Origin of the sequence: Halobacteriovorax sp. ZH5_bin.2 (genome assembly GCF_043196375.1) — a bacterium.
In the GTDB taxonomy this organism is placed as follows: Bacteria; Bdellovibrionota; Bacteriovoracia; order Bacteriovoracales; family Bacteriovoracaceae; genus Halobacteriovorax_A.
On sequence record NZ_JBEBMJ010000001.1, the window covers coordinates 456,008 to 474,138 of the forward strand.

An 18,131-nucleotide genomic window follows, 5' to 3' on the forward strand; every position below is an offset into this window, starting at 1 on the left:
GCCAGCGGCCGAAATTGTCGATAAAGTTCATGATGCTACGTATTTTATTTATTTTGACCATTGCACTTCCTGCTCTTGCCAGCTCTTCTGAAGTTGAAACGAAGTTCAAGGACGATCGCAACTCTCTTATTAGGTGGGATCAAATTAAGGCCAAGAAATGGCTGGACTTTGATGAGTGGAAAGAAGAGTTACGCTTTAAAGAAAGTTATCCCTTGTGGCGTGACCTTGAGAAAATATCGGGTATTGATGAAGAAATAGGTCGTGTCATAAAATGCGTGGGTGAGTGTACTCTTTTTCGAGCTCTTGGTAATAACCAAGTAGGATACCGTTCACTTATAAAAGAAAATGATGATATTGAAACAGGAGTTGATAGCTATCTTTGGCTTATGCTCTTTGATGGGACGCTTATTCGCATGTCCCCTGAAAGCTCTATTTCACTTAAAGAAATGAATGTTCTGAAAGAAGAAGTCTTTTTCAATATTCGAATGAACGTTGGAAATATCCTTTTAATCTCACGCTCAAAAGAAAAGCTTGCGGATCTTGAACAACGAGATACTGATGCCGTTTTCTTTCCGCTTCCAATTAATAAAACGAATCCTGTCGTATTCGATAAAAATGTTTCAATGAATGAATACCTTTTCAAAGATGGGCTACGCTATAAGTCTCGTACCCGCTTCATTAATGAGGCCATTGAAAAGAATAACAAGAGTGTAGTGAGAAAGAGTCGCTTCTTTATTCAGTCGCCACTGTATTCTTTTGAAGCCTACGCTCCATCTTTTGAAACATATGTTTCGATAGGGGATGACAGTTACCTAAAGTTTAGGGACGAAGAACAACTTGGTTATAAAAATGAACTTTCTACGACTCCCAAGGTAAATCTTCGTGGTTATGAAAATGATAGTTTTGAAGAGCTTGAATATGGAAGTTGGTATAAGTTTTCATTTATAAATCGCAATATGTTTGTGACCAAAGATACTGAGGTTTTAAGTCAAAACGAACTATTTACTAAGCGTCTCTACGGTATTTACTACACTCGTGAAATCTTCTTGAGTCGTTATGGGAAGCCTCTTTTTGCTACTGGAAATGAAGTTGAGCTAGCAAGAAATTTTGGTCTTAGACTCTGGAGCAAAGAAGAGTTAAAAAAGCGACTCGATTTCTTATGGACTAACGTCAGAGAAGTTGAAACGACAAATCTTGCTATTGCTGATCGCTATCGAAAGTCTGTCCTAAGTCGCGCTAATCGCCGCGATAAAGAGGTGTTGCGAAAAGATTTTTACACGAAGGCACAAGAAAGTTACTATAAAGTTGGTGCGATGGAGAATGCGAGAAGCTATTTCCCAAAGCTCAATTCTGAAAAACAAGAACTATGGAAGAAGTTAAATGGTATCTACACTGAAATTTATCCTGGCCTCAGGAAGTCCACGTCGCAAGGAACTACTATCTTGGATGAAAGTTCCGATTCAAATTAAACCATCAGATGTTGAAGAAATTACAACGAAAGAACATCCTAAAGATATTGTCGAAGAGTTGGCCGAACTAAAAGGGCGAGACATCTTTTCACAAGAATTTCCAAAAGATGAAAAGGTCTTTGTTGTTGCTTCTGATACTCTTGTCGCCATAGGTGATAAGGTTTTAGGAAAGCCAAATGATCGCGAGCATGCGAGGCAGATGTTATTAGAGCTTTCTGGAAAAGAGCACGATGTTTTCACTGCTGTTTATATGGCATGTGGTGGTAAAGAATATACTTTTTCAAGATGTTCAAAAGTTAAATTCACAGATATTTCACCTGAAATCTTAGATCTCTATCTTGAAAGTGATGAGGCGCTCGATAAGGCCGGATCATACGGAATTCAAGGACAGGGCCTTCTCTTTGTTGAACATATGAGTGGCTCATATTCAAATGTTGTTGGTTTCCCTCTTGCTGACTTTATTGCTGAGATGAAAACTTTTCTTGATGATATGGGACTTGATAGCAAGAATTGGAGACAGTTATTCCAATAAGTGATTTTCTCCATTCAAAAAAACTAAATTTTACTACTGTCTCAAGTCGCGAAGATGAGTTGGTTCTTGAGGTTGAAGTCTGGGCAAAGCCTGGTGCAAAGGTTGAAAAGGTGAGTGTTGCGGAGACGGGACAACTTATTGTCAGCACTCAAGCTCCGCCTGAGGATGGCAAGGCCAACGCCGGTATTGAAAAGCTTGTTGCAAAGAAATTTGGCGTAGCAAAAAATCAGGTTCAACTTACTCATGGACTCCAGTCGAAGTTTAAAAAAATGGCCATAAGCTTCGTCTTTGCGCATAATAAAGATACTGAATATTACTTATCAAAGATAAAGAAGGCCCTAAATTGAAATCAGTTTTAATGACTCTTTTATTCATACCGACTCTGACTGTTTATGCTCAAGCAGATAAAGGTGAGACTCAATCTGAAAAAGAGATGAGTAAGGTCATGTACGCGAAAATCGAAGAGGTGAAGAATATCCCTCCAAAAGATTACGTAACAAGAACTCAGGTCATCAGAAAGGAAATTGATAAGTATATTGATCTTAAAAAGGGCGTTTGTTCTGGGGATTACTCGACATTTGTTTTAGATCATAAGGATATCGAATCAAGCCAGCATAAGTTAACAAAGATAGAAAAAGATCTATGCTACCGAGAGCTAAGAGCTTTTCAGGTTACTTATATCAATAACTTATTCATTGCCAAAAAGAATTATCTCAACCATTTACATGATGAAAGGCTAAAGAAATTAGAAGAAATACGCGAGGAAACGCTACGTAGCTTAAAAGCTACGTACGACAAGCAGCTAATTTCGCCTAAGCGAAACCGCAAAAGAAGATAAATAAGAAAGCTGCAAGCTTATTTCTTATTCCGCGTCTTCTTGAGTTGCTGTTCTACCAAGAACTGCGCGAGTTGGTCTTAAGCTTCTCACTTTTAAAAGTGATTTTCTTGGCTTAAGTGAAGCTGACTTACGAAGAGTCTGCTGCTTAATTTGTCCAATTACGCTGTTGTTAGTGTTAGACGATAATTTTTCGTTAGATGTTTCTTGTGATGACATCTCCATCTCCTTATTAAACGATTAAAGGTTAAAAAATCACTTACCTTAATCGTAATAAGATTCAAGAGACTCCAGAACTCAAATCCGATTAGGTAAGTAGTTCATCTACTCGTAGAAAAACTACTCTCAATGGTCACTCCGTGACAAAGTTTAATAACTTAAATATATACTCGGCACAATCTCACTAGAAATTTAGCCTTTCCAAATATTTTTCCAATTATATCACGAGGTTAGAAATGGTGCAACACAGCTATCACTAAGGGATTTGGGCGTCAATGAAAATGCATTAACCACTTGTAATTACTAAATAGATAAGGCAAATTACTACTATATTAATTATAAGGATGGGCCGTGAATCGCAAAAAATTATTGGCAGTGGGGATATTGTTCATAAATCTAGTTTCTTGCTCAAGTATCAAGAAAGTTGCCACGAATCAGATGGGAGATATGATTTTTGAAACATCTGAGGCCGTTTTTACTGAAGACAATTGGGACTTATTCGAGTCGACAATCGATAGCAATATTAAATTAGTTGAAAACCTCTATGCCGCCGACCGCGAAAACCCTGAATTCATTGTTACCCTAATTAAGGCCTATAGTGGTAAGGCATTTGCCATTGATGAAACTTACTACCTTAAAGATCAGCTACAAGAACTATCAAATTCAAAGTATCGCACAAACGCATTGGCAAACTACACTCGTGCTCTAAAATACTCAGCTCTATTTTTTGAAGTGAAAGGATTTAAAGATTTTGATTTCACTCGCTATATTTCATCACCTGAAGAATTTCAAAAATTATTGAATGATAACTTCAGTGATGATGCCACAGATATTGAAGGTGTTTTCTACACAGGACAAACACTTGCCGCAATTATTAATCTTCAAAGAGATAATATGCGTGCCGTAGCTTATCTGCCTCTTGCAAAAGTTATGTATGATTGGTCATGTGAGAAGAATGCTAACCTTGCTCAAGGTGCTTGCGATATCTTCAATGCTTCCTATGCCGCTTCAAGACCACGTGGTCTCGGAGGGGATCCAATTAAAGGGAAACGCTTATTTGAAGAGGCCATCCAAAAGTGGCCAAATAATATGCTTGTTAGACTCTCTTATATTCAGTTCTACGCAGTACCAATGTTTGAAGAAAATACTTATCGCGCTCAAAAGTTAGAAATGAATAAATTTAACAGAGAGAATATGGAACCAACTTATTGGAGTGGAGGAAAAATCGAAACACCAAAAGTTGATTACAATAACCTATTTAATTTAATTGCACGTAAGAGATTAAAAATAATTGAAGGCTTAGAAGACGAGATCTTCTAATTGGAAAAATCATGTCAAAATTGAAAGCATTACTAATTCTATTACTAACGACTAATGTTATGGCCCTGACTTTAAAGGTTGGTGTTCTGACTCCTGAAGGAACGAATTGGGCGAAGAATTTAAAGAAGATGGCAAAGGCCATTAAAAAAGAAACTAATGGTGAAGTAAAAGTGAAGTTCTACTTTGGTGGATCACAAGGAGACGAGCCTGATGTTTTGAGAAAAATTCGCGTTGGTCAGCTTCATGGTGGTGTTTTCACTGCAAAGACATTAGGTGATATCAACGGCGATGTTCGTGTTGTTGAAATCCCATTCAACTTTTTTCATGATCGTAAAAAGGCCCTTAAAACTCTTGATGACTTGACACCATTTTTAAATAAGAAAATTAACGAAAGTAATTTTGTAAATCTAGGATTCTTTGATATTGGAATGGTTTACTTTGTATCAAAAACAAAGATCTCTTCAATCGATAGCCTTAAAGGTGTCAAGATTTGGTCTTGGGAAGGGGACCCTTTAGTTGAAACAATCCTAGAAGAAATGAAGCTTGTTTCAGTTCAACTTCCTCTACCTGATGTTCTATCATCACTTTCAACAGGTATTATTGAAGCAGCTTATGCTCCACCATTAGCAATTCTTTCGATGCAGTGGAATACAAAAGTTAAGTACCTAATTGATTTCCCATTAACAATGTCTGTTGGGGCATTCTTAGTTAATGATAAGGTATTTAAAAAGATTTCACCTGCAAATCAAAAGAAGGTTCTTGCGATTTCTAAGAAGTATATTGATCTTGTTAAAGCAACGAATGAAAAAGATAATCAAGATGCTCTTGATCTAATGAAGGCATCAGGTGTCGAATTTGTTAAGTTTAGCGAAGCAGACATCAAACGCGGTTACGAAGTTCGTGAAGCAACAATTAAAAAGCTTAAGGGGAAACTTTTTTCTGAGGAAGCTTATAAGAGATTAGAGAAGAGTTTAAAAGCTCAGAAGTAAGTATGATACGCAAAATAGAAGAAGTTACAGATCAAGTTGTTGGTTGGCTCGTTGTGGCCAACGTTGCTATTATGTTAGGACTAAGTGTCTTGGCCATTATCTTGCGTTGGTTTGATATTTCTTTTTCTTGGGTGGACCCTGTGGTTCGCCATCTGGTCTTCGCTCTTGCCTTTTTAGGAGCAACTCTTGCCAGCGGAAAATCGAGGCATATTTCAATTGAAATTCTGCCAAAGTACTTGGAGAGTGAAGGTAAGCATCGCTCTTTATTCTTTTTAAATAAGCTAACTCAATTATGTATTATTGTGGGAACAACTTGGCTCTTTGCCTCAGGTGTTCAGTTCTATAATGTTGAAAAACAATTTGGAAACTTAACTTCACTTGGTCTACATTCTTCTGTCTTAGTTGCAATCATTCCATGTGGATTCGCCTTGATCTTCTTTCGTACGATCTTGGCCTTTTTAAACTTTAAGGAAGATTATGAGCCTCATAACAATTAGTATTGCCGCACTTCTATTGGCACTAATTGGAGTGCCTTTATTTGTCGTTCTAGGTGGACTTGCACTTGCTGCATTCTTTCATAACGGAATTGAGCCATCGGCCGTCTCTGTTGAGATTTACCGTCTGGCCTCAGCTCCGACAATCCTAACGATTCCACTTTTCACTTTTGCAGGTTACTTACTTGCAGAATCAAATGCACCAAAGAGATTATTTCGTTTCACAAACGCTCTGCTTTCTTGGATGCCTGGTGGTGTTGCGATTGTAGGACTTGTTCTTTGTGCCTTCTTTACGGCCTTCACTGGTGCGAGTGGGGTAACAATCGTCGCGCTTGGTGGACTTATTTATCCAATCCTGATGAATCGTGGCCATGATGATAAATTCACGATGGGATTTATCACGACTTCAGGTTCTCTTGGGCTACTCTTTCCTCCAAGCTTACCGATTATTCTCTACGGAATTGTTGCTGGTGTTGATATCGATCAACTCTTTAAGGCCGGAATTGTACCAGGGATGCTTCTGATTATTGGACTTGCGATTTATTCAATCCTTAAGGCCCCAAAAGAGCGTAGTGAAAAAGGGAAGTTTGATCTAAAAGAAGTTTTACTTGGACTTAAGGGGGCGGCCTTTGAATTATTTTTAGTGCCTGCTGTTCTTGTCGGAATTTACGGTGGGATTGTAACGGTAACTGAAGCGGCTGCCTTTACAGCGTTTTATATTTTAATGATTGAATGCTTTGTCTACCGTGATCTTAGTTTTACAAAAGATGTCCCAAAAATTGTTGTGGACTCAATGACAATGGTTGGGGCCATTCTCATTATTCTATGTTGCGCTCTTGGGCTCACAAATTTCTTAGTTGACGAAGAAGTTCCAAATCAACTCTTTGGTGCCTTCAATCATATCCTGACGAATAAGTACGCCTTCTTAGCATTTCTGAACGTCTTCCTCTTAATTGTGGGAAGTTTAATGGACATTTTTAGTGCGATAATTGTGGTTGTTCCTCTTATCCTACCACTGGCGCAAGAGTTTGATATTCACCCAATTCATTTGGCCATTGTCTTTTTAACAAATTTAGAAATTGGCTATATTACTCCTCCTGTAGGGATTAACCTGTTCATTAGTTCGATTCGATTTAAAAGACCTATTACTGAACTGTATCGCTCGGCCTTGCCATTTCTCTTTATTTTACTAATTTGTTTGGCCATTATTACCTATGTTCCTGCTCTGAGTCTTATCTGGGTAAAATAAAGAGGATGAATATTTTTAAATACTTACAAATTTTAGCCTTGGGATTTTCTGCCACGGCCTTAGACGTGAAAAAGGGTGAGTGGGACTTTGAAGTCTATGAAGGTCCACTCGATCCAAGATTAGTTATTGATTACCAGAATGAAAAACAAGAGTTTTTAGACGAGGTAACTGGCCGCACTTACTTCAGTGAAATGCTGGAACCTGCTATCTTTCATTTAACACAAGAATTTAATCGTTATATCTATCCAAACTTTGCTTGTTCAAAGCATGAGATGGCCGAAAATATTGAGTATATGCGCTATCTTGTTCGCTTAACAAGTATTGCTAGTCTATACGAATTCTATCGTCAGTCGAGTATTGCTCTCTACCAATTAGGAGATGAGAAAAGTTGCTCACTAGATTACGATGGTATTTTTAAGTCATGTAAACCAAAGTCAAAAGATATGAAGCTCTTTATTAAGAGGGTTTCAGACTATTTTCCAGATATTGTGGACTGGGGGAAATACCCAATCAAGCTACAGACGGATCGCCGCTTTGACTTGGCCAACTACCACCCAAGCTTAGTTAAAATCTTAAATAAGAGCTTTGGTGGAGATAGTAAGTCTTCACTTATTAAAAGCTGTCAATTTGTTAAAAGTGAAATTCAAAGCTTATGTAGCGAAGAAGATTACTACTTATCAGCTATTAATGTTGAAGAAATTAAAAAAGAAATCCTAACGACTAGTGCTTATAAAATTATTAATGCTAGTGGAAAGGGAGAAGCGTGTTTTTCTCGTTATGAAGAAATGACCAAGGATCAGGTTGCCATTGATAATAAGAGTGCTGAAATCATTCGTACCGCTTTAAAAGGCGAAGATGACTTAAAGGTATTCTGGTTTGGTTCTCTGCGCGAGTTCGATGAGAAGGGGATTACTCTCGTTGAAGAAAAAGTTGTTAAGGAAGAGCCTAAAATCGTTGCTAAGGTTGAAGTTAAAAAGCCTAAGCCTGTAAAAACTGTTGATATTAAAACAATTAAAATTGTTAGGAAGCCAAAGCCTCAACCAAAGAAGCCGGAGCCTGTTAAAGAGATTGTCTTCTCTGCATTTGAAACTGCCGTGCTTAATTTTGAAAAGTCGAAAAAGCAGACTGAAGTGGCCATGACTTCGTTTAAGAATGATTATAAATTTTCTAAGAAAACTCTTGAAAGGTTTAATGGTTCTCTTAGAAGTTATCAAACAAGAAAGCAACTTGCTAAAATGAAGAGAGTTGATAATCTTGGAAGCCTTCAGGCTCCAATGAGTTTGACATTTATTAAGTATCTAATCGACTACAACCTTCACCAAGGTCTTTATAATATGACAAGTATTCTAGGGAATGAGTTCTTTGTTATTAATGATCTAGAGGGGAGAAGTCGTCCTATTAAGATTGTCCTCGATAATAATGAAGAGACGAAATTTAGATGGAAGATTTGGGTTACTCAAGCTGAATAAGAAAGGCCCGCTTTAAGCGGGCCTTCTATTTTGTAGATGCTTAATACTTTCTAGAAAGTTTTTTAAGTCTCTTCTCGTAAGCTGACTTAACAGATAGAGCTAGGAAGAAACCAGCATTTTCACCATTCTCATCTTGACCAAATAGTGAGATGTTTCCAACTCTCTTGTCACCAGCTTTGAATGATTTTGTCCATGCAAATCCATAAAGGTTAAAGTTTTGTAGTGGTACCCAAATACCAAAAACTTTTGGACCAACATAGAATGCCATGTTTTTAACTTTTTCAACAGTAAAGGCTACTGCTGGTAGAGCACCTGCTGCTACACCTGGGATCATACGTCCACCAGGAAGAGTCTTAGGATCTAGTCTGTTTACATCTGATGAGAAAATATCATCAAGTGAAACTGTAAAAGTTAGAACTGAACCTGGACCTTCTAGGTTAGGGTTAAGTCCGATAAATGACTTCTTGTACTTTGGTACCTTGTAAGTAGCACCTGCCATAATTGAAACATCTTCAAGAACCATTGATACAACAACATTATCTTCTAGAAGATTAACATTTGGTCCATCAACACCTGGGATGTCAACATTTCCTTCTCCACATGAAACAGAGAAGAAAGAGAAGCTTAGTAGAGCTACGACTGTCAGTAGTCTTTTTCTTAATGTGATTTCCATATCCATACCTCACTAGTTTATAGGAAAAAATTCTCTCGTATGTTCATCTATCGACAGATATGAAGGGGTTCTTAATTTTTTTTGAAGAAAAAAAAAGGCCCCTAGATTCCTAGGGGCATTTTTCCTGTATAGAATGTTTTGGTCAGATATTACAGAATTTTTGGACTACTAATTAGTGTCTTTTAGCAAGTCTCTCTAGTGATCTTTCTTGTGAGCTTGAAACTGTAAGCGCTAGGAAGAAACCACCGTTTTCACCATTTGCATCTTCACCAACAAGTGAAAGGTTACCAACTCTCTTACTATCAGTGTAGAAACGAGTTGTAAGCATTGCACCTGCCATATTAAGATTTTTTACTGGTACCCAAATACCAAAGATTTGTGGACCTACGTAAAAAGCGATGTTCTTAATACTTGGTACTGAGAAAGCAACTGCTGGAAGGGCACCACCAGAAACACCTGGAATGGCACGTCCGCCTGGCAGAGTAAGTGGATCTAAACGATCAACTTTATCTCCAAAAATATCATCTAACGACACAGAGAAAGCAAGTAGTGTACCGTTTGATTGAAGGTCTGGTGAAACCTCAACATAAGAGTTGTTGTAGTTAGGGATGTTGTAACGTGCACCACCTTCTACACTAATGTTTTCTAGAACGATATCAACTAAGATATCATCACCTAAAAGAACTACTGTTGGGCCATCAACACCTGGAATGTCTAAGTTTTTAGAACTGTCCCCTGAACCACATGACGTCGTTAGTAGCGACAGAGTCATAAGTGCAGATGTGATTAAAAGTTTCGATTGCTTAAATACTACAGAATTTTTCATAATTACCTCAAATGACTTTCTATTGATAATAATTTCCTTTTAATAGAAGTCTCTTTGAAGGCTTGTGCTCTTTTACAACTAATTGAACTCCACTGACGTACGACAAAGACCACAAATCGTTCTCTCTTCAATTTCGATAAGTGCATTATGAAGAAATCAAGAATTTAAACAAGGTGATGTTGGGCCGAATTAACTTTTTTTTAAAAAAATGTAAACTTTTTAAAAATTCTTTCAATCATTTTAGGTAGTTAGGTGAGCAGTCCATGACTTTTTTTGAGGGCGAACACCTTGGGGACTACTTGAGAATTTTACTTTGAAAACTGCCGTAGAAAATGGCCACCGCCTTCATAACTTGCCGAAACCTTGTTGAAACTAAGGTATACTTCGAAATTTTCCACCTAACATCCTATGAAGGAAAAGGTTAAAATAGAAGGGTGAGATTATTAAGTGACAGAACAAATTTACGAACGAATTCAACTCCAGCAACAAAAAGAGTTAGTCGCAGCGAGGTTTCTACGGATTCTGTTGCTCCTCGTTCAACTAGTGGACAAAAGATTGTTCGTCTTGAAAAGCCTTCTGAGTTAAGTAGAGGCGAGATTAAAGCAAAGATCGAAAATCACAAAAGAGAAAAAGAAGAAAAGATGAAAGCTGCTATTGCTGAACATAAGGCGAGTAAGCAGGCACAAGCGGCACCAAAGTCTCCAGCACCAGCTCCTTCTCAAGAGCAAAAGAAAGCAGAAGTTATCAAAGAGGCAACAAAGGCCGAAGTGAAAATTACTCCTGAAGGTGAACCTTTTGGTGATATTGCAAAGAATGATCCAAAGGATCCATCAACTCAGGAAAAGCTAAAGGGTGTGCTTACGGCGGGTGCATTTAATTTTTCTGATAAAGAAAGAGATGTTCTAGCAAAAATTCTAAATCAATAGAGAAGAGTTCTCTACTCAATCATTAATTCAATTTTTTCAATGACCTCAGGAATAACCTTAGCAAGGTTTCCATCAATGATTGTCGCAGCAGAGTGATTGTGACCTCCGCCTCCTAGGGCCTGTGCAATGACACCTACATCAACAGTCTGATTGACTGAGCGAAATGAAATCTTAACTTTGTCACCAACTTCTCTAAACATACAAGCAACTTCAATTCCTTCAAGAATAAGAAGGTGATTGATGAAGCCATGAGTGTCTTCTGTCTCACAACCAAAACTTTCAATTTCTTCTTCAGTTAAAGAGATCCAAGCGACCTTACCATTTGGACTCATTTGACAAGATGAAAGAACCTTTCCAATGAGCTTCATATACTCAACTTGTTTAACACCGTTGATTTGGTTGAATGCTTGTGGAGGTGAAATTCCCGTATCCATAAGTTTGGCAACGATTCGGTGAGTGTTACCTGTTACTGTAGGGTAGCGGAATGAACTTGTATCGATAATAATTGAAGTATAAAGGGCCAAGGCCATTTTCTTGTCAAATTTTACACCAAGGGCCTCGATTAATTCGCCAACCAATTCTCCTGTTGCTGCCTTTGTTGAATCCACACAGTGAATGGCGGCGATCTCTTTAGGGCAAGGGTGGTGGTCAATGAATAGAAGCTCACTTGATTTTAAAACAAGCTCTTGTACGTTCTTTCCAATTCTTGGAAGAGCGTTAGTATCTGTTACGATAAATAAGTCAATTTTATCAAAGTAGTCTTTTGAATCATTGTAATTTGTAATCACACCATCTGGGTCTAGATAGCGATAGCGATCGAATAACTTTTCTTCGTTAATACAAATTGCATTCTTACCTAATTTTCGTAAGGCCATACATAGGGCAATCTCACTTCCAATACCATCGGCATCAGGAAAGATGTGAGTTGTAATAACAATATTATTAGCTTTTTCAATAAGCTTCTTAAAGCGATCTACATTTCTGGTCATATTTATCCTAGTCGGCAGAGTTAGGTAAATGATTAAATTTTAAGACTTTTCTTATTGTTTCATTTTTTGTTAGGATTTTAAAGAAGGATTTTTAATTTAAGGACTTATAGAATGAGTGACAATAACCTTGTAGAGTTGTCGGACATTAGAAAAACATTTCCTGGTAAAGATGTTCTCAAAGGGGTGAATCTCACAATCGGTCGCAAAGGTGTCTTAGGATTTCTTGGGCCAAATGGTGCAGGTAAGTCGACTCTTATGAAAATCATCCTTGAAGAGCAGGAGTATACAGCTGGTAGTCTTATTAAAGATAGCGAGTTAACGATAGGCTACCTTCCTGAAGAGCCTGCTTTGTATCGCCATATGTGCGTTAGGCCATTTCTAAAATTCGTCCAAGAGATTTATCAAATTGCAGATAGTACTTATTCAATTGAAGAAGTCATCGAGAAGTGCGGACTTACAGAAGTCGCTCATCAGAGAATTGAAAATCTATCCAAAGGCTATAAACAAAAAGTAGGGATTGCAGCGGCCATTTGCCACAACCCAAAGCTTCTTGTGCTAGATGAGCCACTTGTTGGACTTGATCCTCATGCCATTATTCAAATTAAAGATGTTATAAAAGATCTTTCAAAAGATCATACAATTTTTATTTCTTCTCACCAGTTAAGTGACCTTGCTTCAATTTGTGATGATATCGCAATTTTACATGAAGGAGTCATTGTTGCTCATGGGCCAATAAATGACATTGAGAAGAAACTTGAGGTCTCTCAAAGAGTTGAAGTTGAATTTGAGTCAGTTGATGAAGATAAGCTTCAAGGCCTAAAAGAGATGGGAATAAGCTTTATTAAAAAGAATGATATTTACGAGTTTAGTGGGCAAACACAAGATAGTGACTTAAGAATTACACTTTCGAAGTACTTTGCTCAAAATGACCTCGCTATTTTATCGCAACAAAATATCAAGGTTGGGCTTGAGGATATCTTTAAGAAGCTAACAGCAAAGAAGGAGGAGACTCATGAATAAGAAACTTCCTCTCTTTAAAGGTATTAAACTTATTTATAAGAAAGAAATAAGTGAGAGCTTTTCATCTCCAATTATTTATATTTTTGCGGCCATTTCAAATTTTATTATGTCTGCAATTTTTTATAATAATCTGCAGATGGCACCACAATTAACAAATAAGACAATTGTAGACTTCGTCATTGCTCCGACTTTTTCGGCTCTAAATTTTATACTACTCTTCTTTGCTCCAATGTTAACGATGGGGGCGTTTGTTAAAGAAAAGAGAGAAAATACTTTTGGGCTTCTAAAGCTTTCGAATTTAACAGATGATTCAATCTTCTTTGCTAAGTACTTGGCCGCTGCAACAAAGCTTGTTTTCATTACTTTACCAATCTTTATTATTCCACTTTTCTTAGCACCAAAGGGTTTTAATGACTTTGCTATTTTATTTACAAATATGCTGGGGATTTACGGACTAGGGCTTTGCTACTTAATTGTTGGTCTTAATGCTTCATTGTTGAGTCGCTCTTATATTGCATCCATTGTGATTTCATTTGGTGCACTATTTTCTTTCTTAATTATTTATGCAAGCTCGAATGTCATTGATAATGAAATGATTCAGGCCATGATGAGATACTTTAGTTTCAGCTCACATATCTTCTACTTCGCTAGAGGGGCAGTTTCAAGCTTTGACTTAGTTTATATTTTTTCTTTCATAGGCTTTTTTAGCTTCATTGGTATTCGCAACTTGGGGGTTAGAAAATGAAAAAGATTTCTCTAAGCCTATGTGCAATTTTCTATCTAATTGCTTGTTTTTTATTTCTCATTATTCCTGAGCACATCTTCTTAGTAGGTGCGACATTTATTATTGCTCTTTGCTTAACGATTCTATCCTTCTACTTTCATCTTGAAGAAGTTAGAAACTTTGTAAAAAGTACTTTTGGAAAGAATCTTCTTTCTAACTTTACGGCATTCTTCTTACTATTTTGTATTCTTGCCGTCTTAAATCTAATTGTTTTTAAGCGTGGGCCAATTTGGGACTTAAGTAAGAGACAATTAAATACACTTTCTGAGTTGACTGTTAAAACAGTTAAAAAGATCGATGATAAGGTTGAAATGGTGGTCTTTTCTAATAAAGACTCTAAGAATGCCATTCTTTCTCTTCTCGAACTTTATAAGAATCAAAATCCTTCACTTGTGACTAAGTTTTATGATCCAGAGTTAAGACCAGATATGATAGCTCAATATGGAGTGACTGTTTCTCCTTCAATTGTTTTAACAAAGCAGGACGGTGAAGAACTTAAGAAGGTTGTTGTCACTCGTATTCTTGAGCTAGGAATTACTAATGGCCTTATCCGTCTTGAAAGAGAAAAAGATCCGGCAATCTGTTTTAATTATAATGCTAAATTTCAAGATAGCACTGATAATGGATTTACAGGACTTCTACACGTATTAAAGCAATCTGCTTATCGCTTAAATATTGTGGATCTTCTAAAGGCAAATGAAATTCCTAAATCATGTGATGTCTTTACAATTCTTGAGCCAACAAATGATTTTTCAAAAGAAGAAATTTCAAAATTAGAAACTTATTACTTTGATGGTGGCCGTATCTTTGCTGCGATTATGCCAAACTTTCACGGTGAAAAACTTCCAAATCTTAAGAAGTTCTTTTCAACTAATGGCCTTAATATCGCAAATGATATTGTAATGGACCCAGTTAATGGCCTTGAATCATCGAAGGGAACAGCTCCTATTATTTCTCGCTTTGATTCTTTAAATATTAACTCTGACTTTAAAGAGAGAGTTTTCTTTCCACTTGTTTCATCAATCTCGTCAACTTTGCCACAAGAAGAGCAGGGGAGTTATCACGCTCTAGCAACATCCACTCCGGAGAGCTGGGCCGAAAAGAAGATGATCTCTGTAATTGCAGGGGATGTGAAAAAAGATAGTGAAGATATCGAAGGCCCGATTGATATGGCAGCGGCCATTACAAGAGATGGTGTTCCTGCCATGGTGGCCATTGGGAACTCGGCCTTTATTTCTAATAAATTCTTTAGTTACCAAAGTAACTTTAAGTATATTTCTAACCTTTATCACTGGTTATCAGGTCAAGGACAATTAACATCACTTCATTCGGTGGTATTTAAAGAAATTCCGCTTTTGGTTTCGGATATTGAAAAGAAAGTGATTTTCTATTTTTCTATTGTTGTTCTTCCTTTAGCATACCTTGTGATTGCTCTGGTTCTTTTTCAGAGAAGGAAGTTTTCAGCTTAATGAAAAATCGTTATCTCTTTATCATATTAGTTCTTTCAATTTTTGCAGCTTACTTTTTAGTTGAAAAAGATGAACAAAAAGAAGTGGCACTAATAAATCAGAAAAGAAGTATTCTAAGTTTTTCAACTTACGGAAAGGTTAACTCAATCAATATTGCAGGAAGTACAATTATTGTTAAAGATGCAATTGAAGAGAATCTTAATCTTTTCTATGATGAACTTCAGAAGCTAAAGGTTGATCGAATCCTTGAAAGTGAAGAGGTTAACGAGGACTTATTAAAATTTGATGGGGCAGAGACTATCACTTTTAATTTTGCTAATGGAAAAGTTGTTAGTTTCATGGTGGGAAAAAAAATTGAATTAAATCAGTCATTTTATTTGGCCGTAAAAGATGGCACAAAGTCGACGTGGCTTATTGCTCGCTTTGAGACTGCCTTTCCAGCAGATGCTAAGGATAAGAACCGAGATCGCTCAAGTATTCCATACGAGAAATTTCGTGAAGTTTTACAAACACCAAAAGAGTTCTTTTTTACTGAACTAAAAAAGTAGGTCATTGCCTAGTTTCAATTTATTAGGAACTCGATTAAAATAGAGACGTGCTAGAAATATATATTCAATACATTAAATATCTTCTTTATCCAAAACTTGTGAACTCAAATATCGCAGAGCATAGGTTAGAGATTGAGCGCATCAAAGAGGCCAGACTTTTTGAGATCGTAAAAGAGGAGAGTGAACGAGGAATTAATTTAAAATTCGCTGACTTCGCCCTAGCTTCTTGGCCATTTGTTTTTATCTACGGCCTTTACTCATTAGCGCAAATTCATATCGGGATTAATCTTGCAGGAAAGATGGCCGAAGATGGATTCTTACCAGCAGTATTTTCGTCGAGTGAGTTTCAGCAAAAACTTTTCCTTTTTTCGACGCTATTTAAAGTTGTTTTCTTTCCACTTTCTGCTTGGGTATTTGTTAAGTTTTGGCGTCTCATAATCACAATATTTGCTAGTCTGTTTGATAAAGACCTAAAGGAAATTGAGTTAGAAGACGTGATTGCAGGTGCGTTAGTTGGGAACTTCTTCTTAATTATTCCAATCTTTGGAGATTTTTTAAAATTTATTTCTCAGGCAATCTACCTATACTTTGGACTGCGTTATAACCTGCGTTTCTCATTTGTGCAGAGCTTCTTCATTCTTATGTCTCCGATTTTACTCATCGTAGGCTTCATGCTCTTTATGATGATGTACCTTATGCTCATGATAAGCTTTATTTAGTCAGTACGCGTTGTGTGCGTTGCCTTCCAGTTTTGAAAGAAGATGTAAGTGGCCTAAAACTGGCCCGGCCGTCATAATAGAATTTAGAGACACAACACAAAAAAATATCTGACATTAAGAGGAGTTTAAGTCAATGTACGCAAGTCACGCACACGCAACTGGTGGCATTGAAGTCGTATGCGGCCCAATGTTTTCTGGAAAAACGGAAGAGCTTATCCGTCGAGTAACTAGAGCGCAGATTGCTCGTCAAAAAGTTCAAATTTTCAAACCTGTTATTGATGATCGCTATCACAAAACGAATGTCGTAAGCCATTCTGAGAGACATGTGGAAGCTGAACCAGTCAAAGACGCTGTTGAAATCTTACAGAAGGTATATGATTCAACTCGTATCGTGGCAATTGATGAGGTTCAATTCTTTGATGCAACTATTATCAAGGTTGTCTCAAAGTTAGCACGTCGTGGAATTCGCGTTATTTGTGCTGGTCTTGATCAAGACTTCAAATCAAAGCCATTTGGTCCAATGCCCGAGCTTTTATGTATTGCTGATGATGTAATGAAGATTCAAGCGATCTGTACAGTTTGTGGCGCACCTGCTTCGAAGTCATACAGATTACCAACTGACAATACAAAAACAGTTTTAGTAGGTGAAGCCGATCTTTACGAAGCACGTTGTCGAGCTCACTTTGATTACTACGAAGAAGATGAAGATGTTAAGGCATTTTCGATTTCACTTGGAGGCCTAAAAGAGGTAAACTCTAATGGCGAGGTGAAATTGAATAATGAAAACACAATCTAAAAATTCGAATCATTACAAAATAAGTCAAATCGAACATAAATATGGAGAGAATGTTTTTATTCTCTCCAATCCTCTTGCTGAAAGTTTATTAGCACGCTTTTCTAGCGAAGGTGTGATTCAGCCAGAACTAAATCACTTAATTCATAAGCTCTATTTTATTTTACTTGAGTCTGTGCTTGGAAACTCTTTTCCAAAAGAAGTGGTTGAAGTGCGTTCTCGTATGGCAGGACTCACTGATAAGGCAATCTTTAAACAAGAAGTAATAAAGAGGGAGCAGCCTGTTCTTTGTGTGGATCTTGCACGTGCAGGAACTTTTCCAAGCCACGTTTGCTTTGAGAATCTAAATTATTTTTTAAACCCAGAGCTAATTCGCCAAGACCACTTCTATGTTCAACGCAAGGTTGATGAGAATGAACAGGTGATTGGGGTTGATGTTTCAGGATCAAAGATTGGCGGTGGTCAAGAGAATGCAATCGTTCTTCTTCCTGATCCAATGGGCGCTACTGGTGGTTCAATGTCATTTGCCATTGGCCACTATAAAGACAAAGTTAAGGGGCGTGCACTTAAGTATATTTCACTTAATCTTATCGTAACTCCTGAGTATATTAAGAGAATGCAAAAAGACCATCCTGATGTTGAGATCTATGCTCTACGCCTAGACCGTGGGCTATCTCCAGATCACGTCTTAAAGACGGTTCCTGGGACTCTGTGGGATGAGGAAGTTGGTCTAACAGGTAAGCAATATATTGTTCCTGGCGCAGGTGGCGTTGGGGAAATTTTAAATAATTCATTTGTATAGGAATTA

Annotated in this window: 21 protein-coding genes; 17 read left to right on the forward strand and 4 right to left on the reverse strand. The window is 37.3% G+C overall.

What is annotated here, in order from left to right; genetic code table 11:
• Window positions 1-29 precede the first annotated feature (29 nt).
• The 4 genes from ABMA76_RS02230 to ABMA76_RS02245 are packed head-to-tail and all read left to right on the forward strand — an operon-like array spanning window position 30 to window position 2,839.
• Entirely contained in the window at window positions 30-1,469 is a 1,440-nt protein-coding gene (locus tag ABMA76_RS02230; protein WP_393060788.1) for a hypothetical protein, read from the forward strand.
• Window positions 1,447-2,001: a Maf family protein gene (locus tag ABMA76_RS02235; RefSeq protein WP_392908621.1), complete on the forward strand. Its 555-nt coding sequence runs from the start codon at window positions 1,447-1,449 to the stop codon at window positions 1,999-2,001. Before ABMA76_RS02230 ends, ABMA76_RS02235 begins: the two co-directional genes overlap by 23 nt.
• Window positions 1,980-2,348: a DUF167 domain-containing protein gene (locus tag ABMA76_RS02240; protein WP_392908623.1), complete on the forward strand. Its 369-nt coding sequence runs from the start codon at window positions 1,980-1,982 to the stop codon at window positions 2,346-2,348. The genes ABMA76_RS02235 and ABMA76_RS02240 overlap by 22 nt, the downstream gene beginning before the upstream one ends.
• On the forward strand, window positions 2,345-2,839 hold the full coding sequence (locus ABMA76_RS02245; RefSeq protein WP_392908625.1) for a hypothetical protein: 495 nt from the start codon (window positions 2,345-2,347) through the stop codon (window positions 2,837-2,839). Before ABMA76_RS02240 ends, ABMA76_RS02245 begins: the two co-directional genes overlap by 4 nt.
• A 24-nt stretch (window positions 2,840-2,863) precedes the next feature.
• Here the strand turns inward: ABMA76_RS02245 and ABMA76_RS02250 are convergent, their stop codons facing one another.
• Window positions 2,864-3,055: a hypothetical protein gene (locus ABMA76_RS02250; protein WP_021268392.1), complete on the reverse strand. Its 192-nt coding sequence runs from the start codon at window positions 3,053-3,055 to the stop codon at window positions 2,864-2,866.
• A gap of 351 nt (window positions 3,056-3,406) precedes the next feature.
• Here ABMA76_RS02250 and ABMA76_RS02255 point away from each other — a divergent pair, with 351 nt between their 5' ends.
• Genes ABMA76_RS02255 through ABMA76_RS02275 form a run of 5 tightly spaced genes read left to right on the forward strand, consistent with a single transcriptional unit; the run spans window position 3,407 to window position 8,576 of the window.
• Entirely contained in the window at window positions 3,407-4,375 is a 969-nt protein-coding gene (locus tag ABMA76_RS02255) for a TRAP transporter TatT component family protein (protein ID WP_392957694.1), read from the forward strand.
• Between the two features lie 11 nt (window positions 4,376-4,386).
• Complete coding sequence (gene dctP / locus ABMA76_RS02260; protein ID WP_392908629.1) at window positions 4,387-5,364, forward strand: TRAP transporter substrate-binding protein DctP; 978 nt, start codon at window positions 4,387-4,389, stop codon at window positions 5,362-5,364.
• A 2-nt stretch (window positions 5,365-5,366) separates the two neighbouring features.
• Window positions 5,367-5,861 (forward strand): TRAP transporter small permease, encoded by a 495-nt coding sequence (locus ABMA76_RS02265; protein ID WP_392908631.1) that lies wholly within the window; start codon window positions 5,367-5,369, stop codon window positions 5,859-5,861.
• On the forward strand, window positions 5,842-7,107 hold the full coding sequence (locus ABMA76_RS02270) for a TRAP transporter large permease (protein ID WP_392908633.1): 1,266 nt from the start codon (window positions 5,842-5,844) through the stop codon (window positions 7,105-7,107). Before ABMA76_RS02265 ends, ABMA76_RS02270 begins: the two co-directional genes overlap by 20 nt.
• Window positions 7,108-7,112: 5 nt before the next feature.
• Window positions 7,113-8,576 carry a hypothetical protein gene (locus ABMA76_RS02275; RefSeq protein ID WP_392908635.1) on the forward strand — a complete coding sequence of 488 codons (1,464 nt, stop codon included), beginning with the start codon at window positions 7,113-7,115 and terminating at the stop codon, window positions 8,574-8,576.
• A gap of 40 nt (window positions 8,577-8,616) precedes the next feature.
• On the opposite strand, the gene ABMA76_RS02280 is transcribed toward ABMA76_RS02275, so the two are convergent.
• Complete coding sequence (locus ABMA76_RS02280) at window positions 8,617-9,249, reverse strand: hypothetical protein (RefSeq protein WP_392908637.1); 633 nt, start codon at window positions 9,247-9,249, stop codon at window positions 8,617-8,619.
• A gap of 172 nt (window positions 9,250-9,421) precedes the next feature.
• Window positions 9,422-10,075 (reverse strand): hypothetical protein, encoded by a 654-nt coding sequence (locus ABMA76_RS02285; protein WP_392908639.1) that lies wholly within the window; start codon window positions 10,073-10,075, stop codon window positions 9,422-9,424.
• Between the two features lie 434 nt (window positions 10,076-10,509).
• On the opposite strand from ABMA76_RS02285, the gene ABMA76_RS02290 reads away from it, so the two are divergent.
• Window positions 10,510-11,001, forward strand: a complete 492-nt coding sequence (locus ABMA76_RS02290) for a hypothetical protein (RefSeq protein WP_392908641.1) — start codon at window positions 10,510-10,512, stop codon at window positions 10,999-11,001.
• Window positions 11,002-11,012: 11 nt separating this feature from the next.
• Here the strand turns inward: ABMA76_RS02290 and ABMA76_RS02295 are convergent, their stop codons facing one another.
• Window positions 11,013-11,990: a bifunctional oligoribonuclease/PAP phosphatase NrnA gene (locus ABMA76_RS02295; RefSeq protein WP_392858908.1), complete on the reverse strand. Its 978-nt coding sequence runs from the start codon at window positions 11,988-11,990 to the stop codon at window positions 11,013-11,015.
• 111 nt (window positions 11,991-12,101) lie between these two features.
• On the opposite strand from ABMA76_RS02295, the gene ABMA76_RS02300 reads away from it, so the two are divergent.
• The 7 genes from ABMA76_RS02300 (at window position 12,102) to ABMA76_RS02330 (ending at window position 18,125) form a co-directional block, all read left to right on the forward strand.
• Window positions 12,102-13,010, forward strand: a complete 909-nt coding sequence (locus ABMA76_RS02300) for an ABC transporter ATP-binding protein (RefSeq protein ID WP_392908643.1) — start codon at window positions 12,102-12,104, stop codon at window positions 13,008-13,010.
• Window positions 13,003-13,755, forward strand: a complete 753-nt coding sequence (locus tag ABMA76_RS02305) for an ABC transporter permease (protein ID WP_392908645.1) — start codon at window positions 13,003-13,005, stop codon at window positions 13,753-13,755. The genes ABMA76_RS02300 and ABMA76_RS02305 overlap by 8 nt, the downstream gene beginning before the upstream one ends.
• Window positions 13,752-15,263 carry a Gldg family protein gene (locus ABMA76_RS02310; protein WP_392908647.1) on the forward strand — a complete coding sequence of 504 codons (1,512 nt, stop codon included), beginning with the start codon at window positions 13,752-13,754 and terminating at the stop codon, window positions 15,261-15,263. The genes ABMA76_RS02305 and ABMA76_RS02310 overlap by 4 nt, the downstream gene beginning before the upstream one ends.
• Entirely contained in the window at window positions 15,263-15,811 is a 549-nt protein-coding gene (locus ABMA76_RS02315; protein WP_392908649.1) for a hypothetical protein, read from the forward strand. The genes ABMA76_RS02310 and ABMA76_RS02315 overlap by 1 nt, the downstream gene beginning before the upstream one ends.
• A gap of 47 nt (window positions 15,812-15,858) precedes the next feature.
• Entirely contained in the window at window positions 15,859-16,530 is a 672-nt protein-coding gene (locus ABMA76_RS02320) for a hypothetical protein (RefSeq protein WP_392908651.1), read from the forward strand.
• 133 nt (window positions 16,531-16,663) lie between these two features.
• Entirely contained in the window at window positions 16,664-17,326 is a 663-nt protein-coding gene (locus ABMA76_RS02325; RefSeq protein WP_392908653.1) for a thymidine kinase, read from the forward strand.
• Window positions 17,310-18,125 (forward strand): uracil phosphoribosyltransferase, encoded by an 816-nt coding sequence (locus ABMA76_RS02330; protein ID WP_393060790.1) that lies wholly within the window; start codon window positions 17,310-17,312, stop codon window positions 18,123-18,125. Before ABMA76_RS02325 ends, ABMA76_RS02330 begins: the two co-directional genes overlap by 17 nt.
• Window positions 18,126-18,131 lie beyond the last annotated feature (6 nt).

Bases quoted from the DNA above. Each gene is read 5' to 3' on its own strand.
- ABMA76_RS02230 (WP_393060788.1), top strand. From the start codon at position 30: ATGATGCTACGTATTTTATTTATTTTGACCATTGCACTTCCTGCTCTT.
- ABMA76_RS02235 (WP_392908621.1), top strand. From the start codon at position 1,447: ATGAAAGTTCCGATTCAAATTAAACCATCAGATGTTGAAGAAATTACA.
- ABMA76_RS02250 (WP_021268392.1), bottom strand. From the start codon at position 3,055: ATGTCATCACAAGAAACATCTAACGAAAAATTATCGTCTAACACTAAC.
- dctP (WP_392908629.1), top strand. From the start codon at position 4,387: ATGTCAAAATTGAAAGCATTACTAATTCTATTACTAACGACTAATGTT.
- ABMA76_RS02265 (WP_392908631.1), top strand. From the start codon at position 5,367: ATGATACGCAAAATAGAAGAAGTTACAGATCAAGTTGTTGGTTGGCTC.
- ABMA76_RS02270 (WP_392908633.1), top strand. From the start codon at position 5,842: ATGAGCCTCATAACAATTAGTATTGCCGCACTTCTATTGGCACTAATT.
- ABMA76_RS02275 (WP_392908635.1), top strand. From the start codon at position 7,113: ATGAATATTTTTAAATACTTACAAATTTTAGCCTTGGGATTTTCTGCC.
- ABMA76_RS02280 (WP_392908637.1), bottom strand. From the start codon at position 9,249: ATGGAAATCACATTAAGAAAAAGACTACTGACAGTCGTAGCTCTACTA.
- ABMA76_RS02285 (WP_392908639.1), bottom strand. From the start codon at position 10,075: ATGAAAAATTCTGTAGTATTTAAGCAATCGAAACTTTTAATCACATCT.
- ABMA76_RS02295 (WP_392858908.1), bottom strand. From the start codon at position 11,990: ATGACCAGAAATGTAGATCGCTTTAAGAAGCTTATTGAAAAAGCTAAT.
- ABMA76_RS02300 (WP_392908643.1), top strand. From the start codon at position 12,102: ATGAGTGACAATAACCTTGTAGAGTTGTCGGACATTAGAAAAACATTT.
- ABMA76_RS02305 (WP_392908645.1), top strand. From the start codon at position 13,003: ATGAATAAGAAACTTCCTCTCTTTAAAGGTATTAAACTTATTTATAAG.
- ABMA76_RS02310 (WP_392908647.1), top strand. From the start codon at position 13,752: ATGAAAAAGATTTCTCTAAGCCTATGTGCAATTTTCTATCTAATTGCT.
- ABMA76_RS02315 (WP_392908649.1), top strand. From the start codon at position 15,263: ATGAAAAATCGTTATCTCTTTATCATATTAGTTCTTTCAATTTTTGCA.
- ABMA76_RS02325 (WP_392908653.1), top strand. From the start codon at position 16,664: ATGTACGCAAGTCACGCACACGCAACTGGTGGCATTGAAGTCGTATGC.
- ABMA76_RS02330 (WP_393060790.1), top strand. From the start codon at position 17,310: ATGAAAACACAATCTAAAAATTCGAATCATTACAAAATAAGTCAAATC.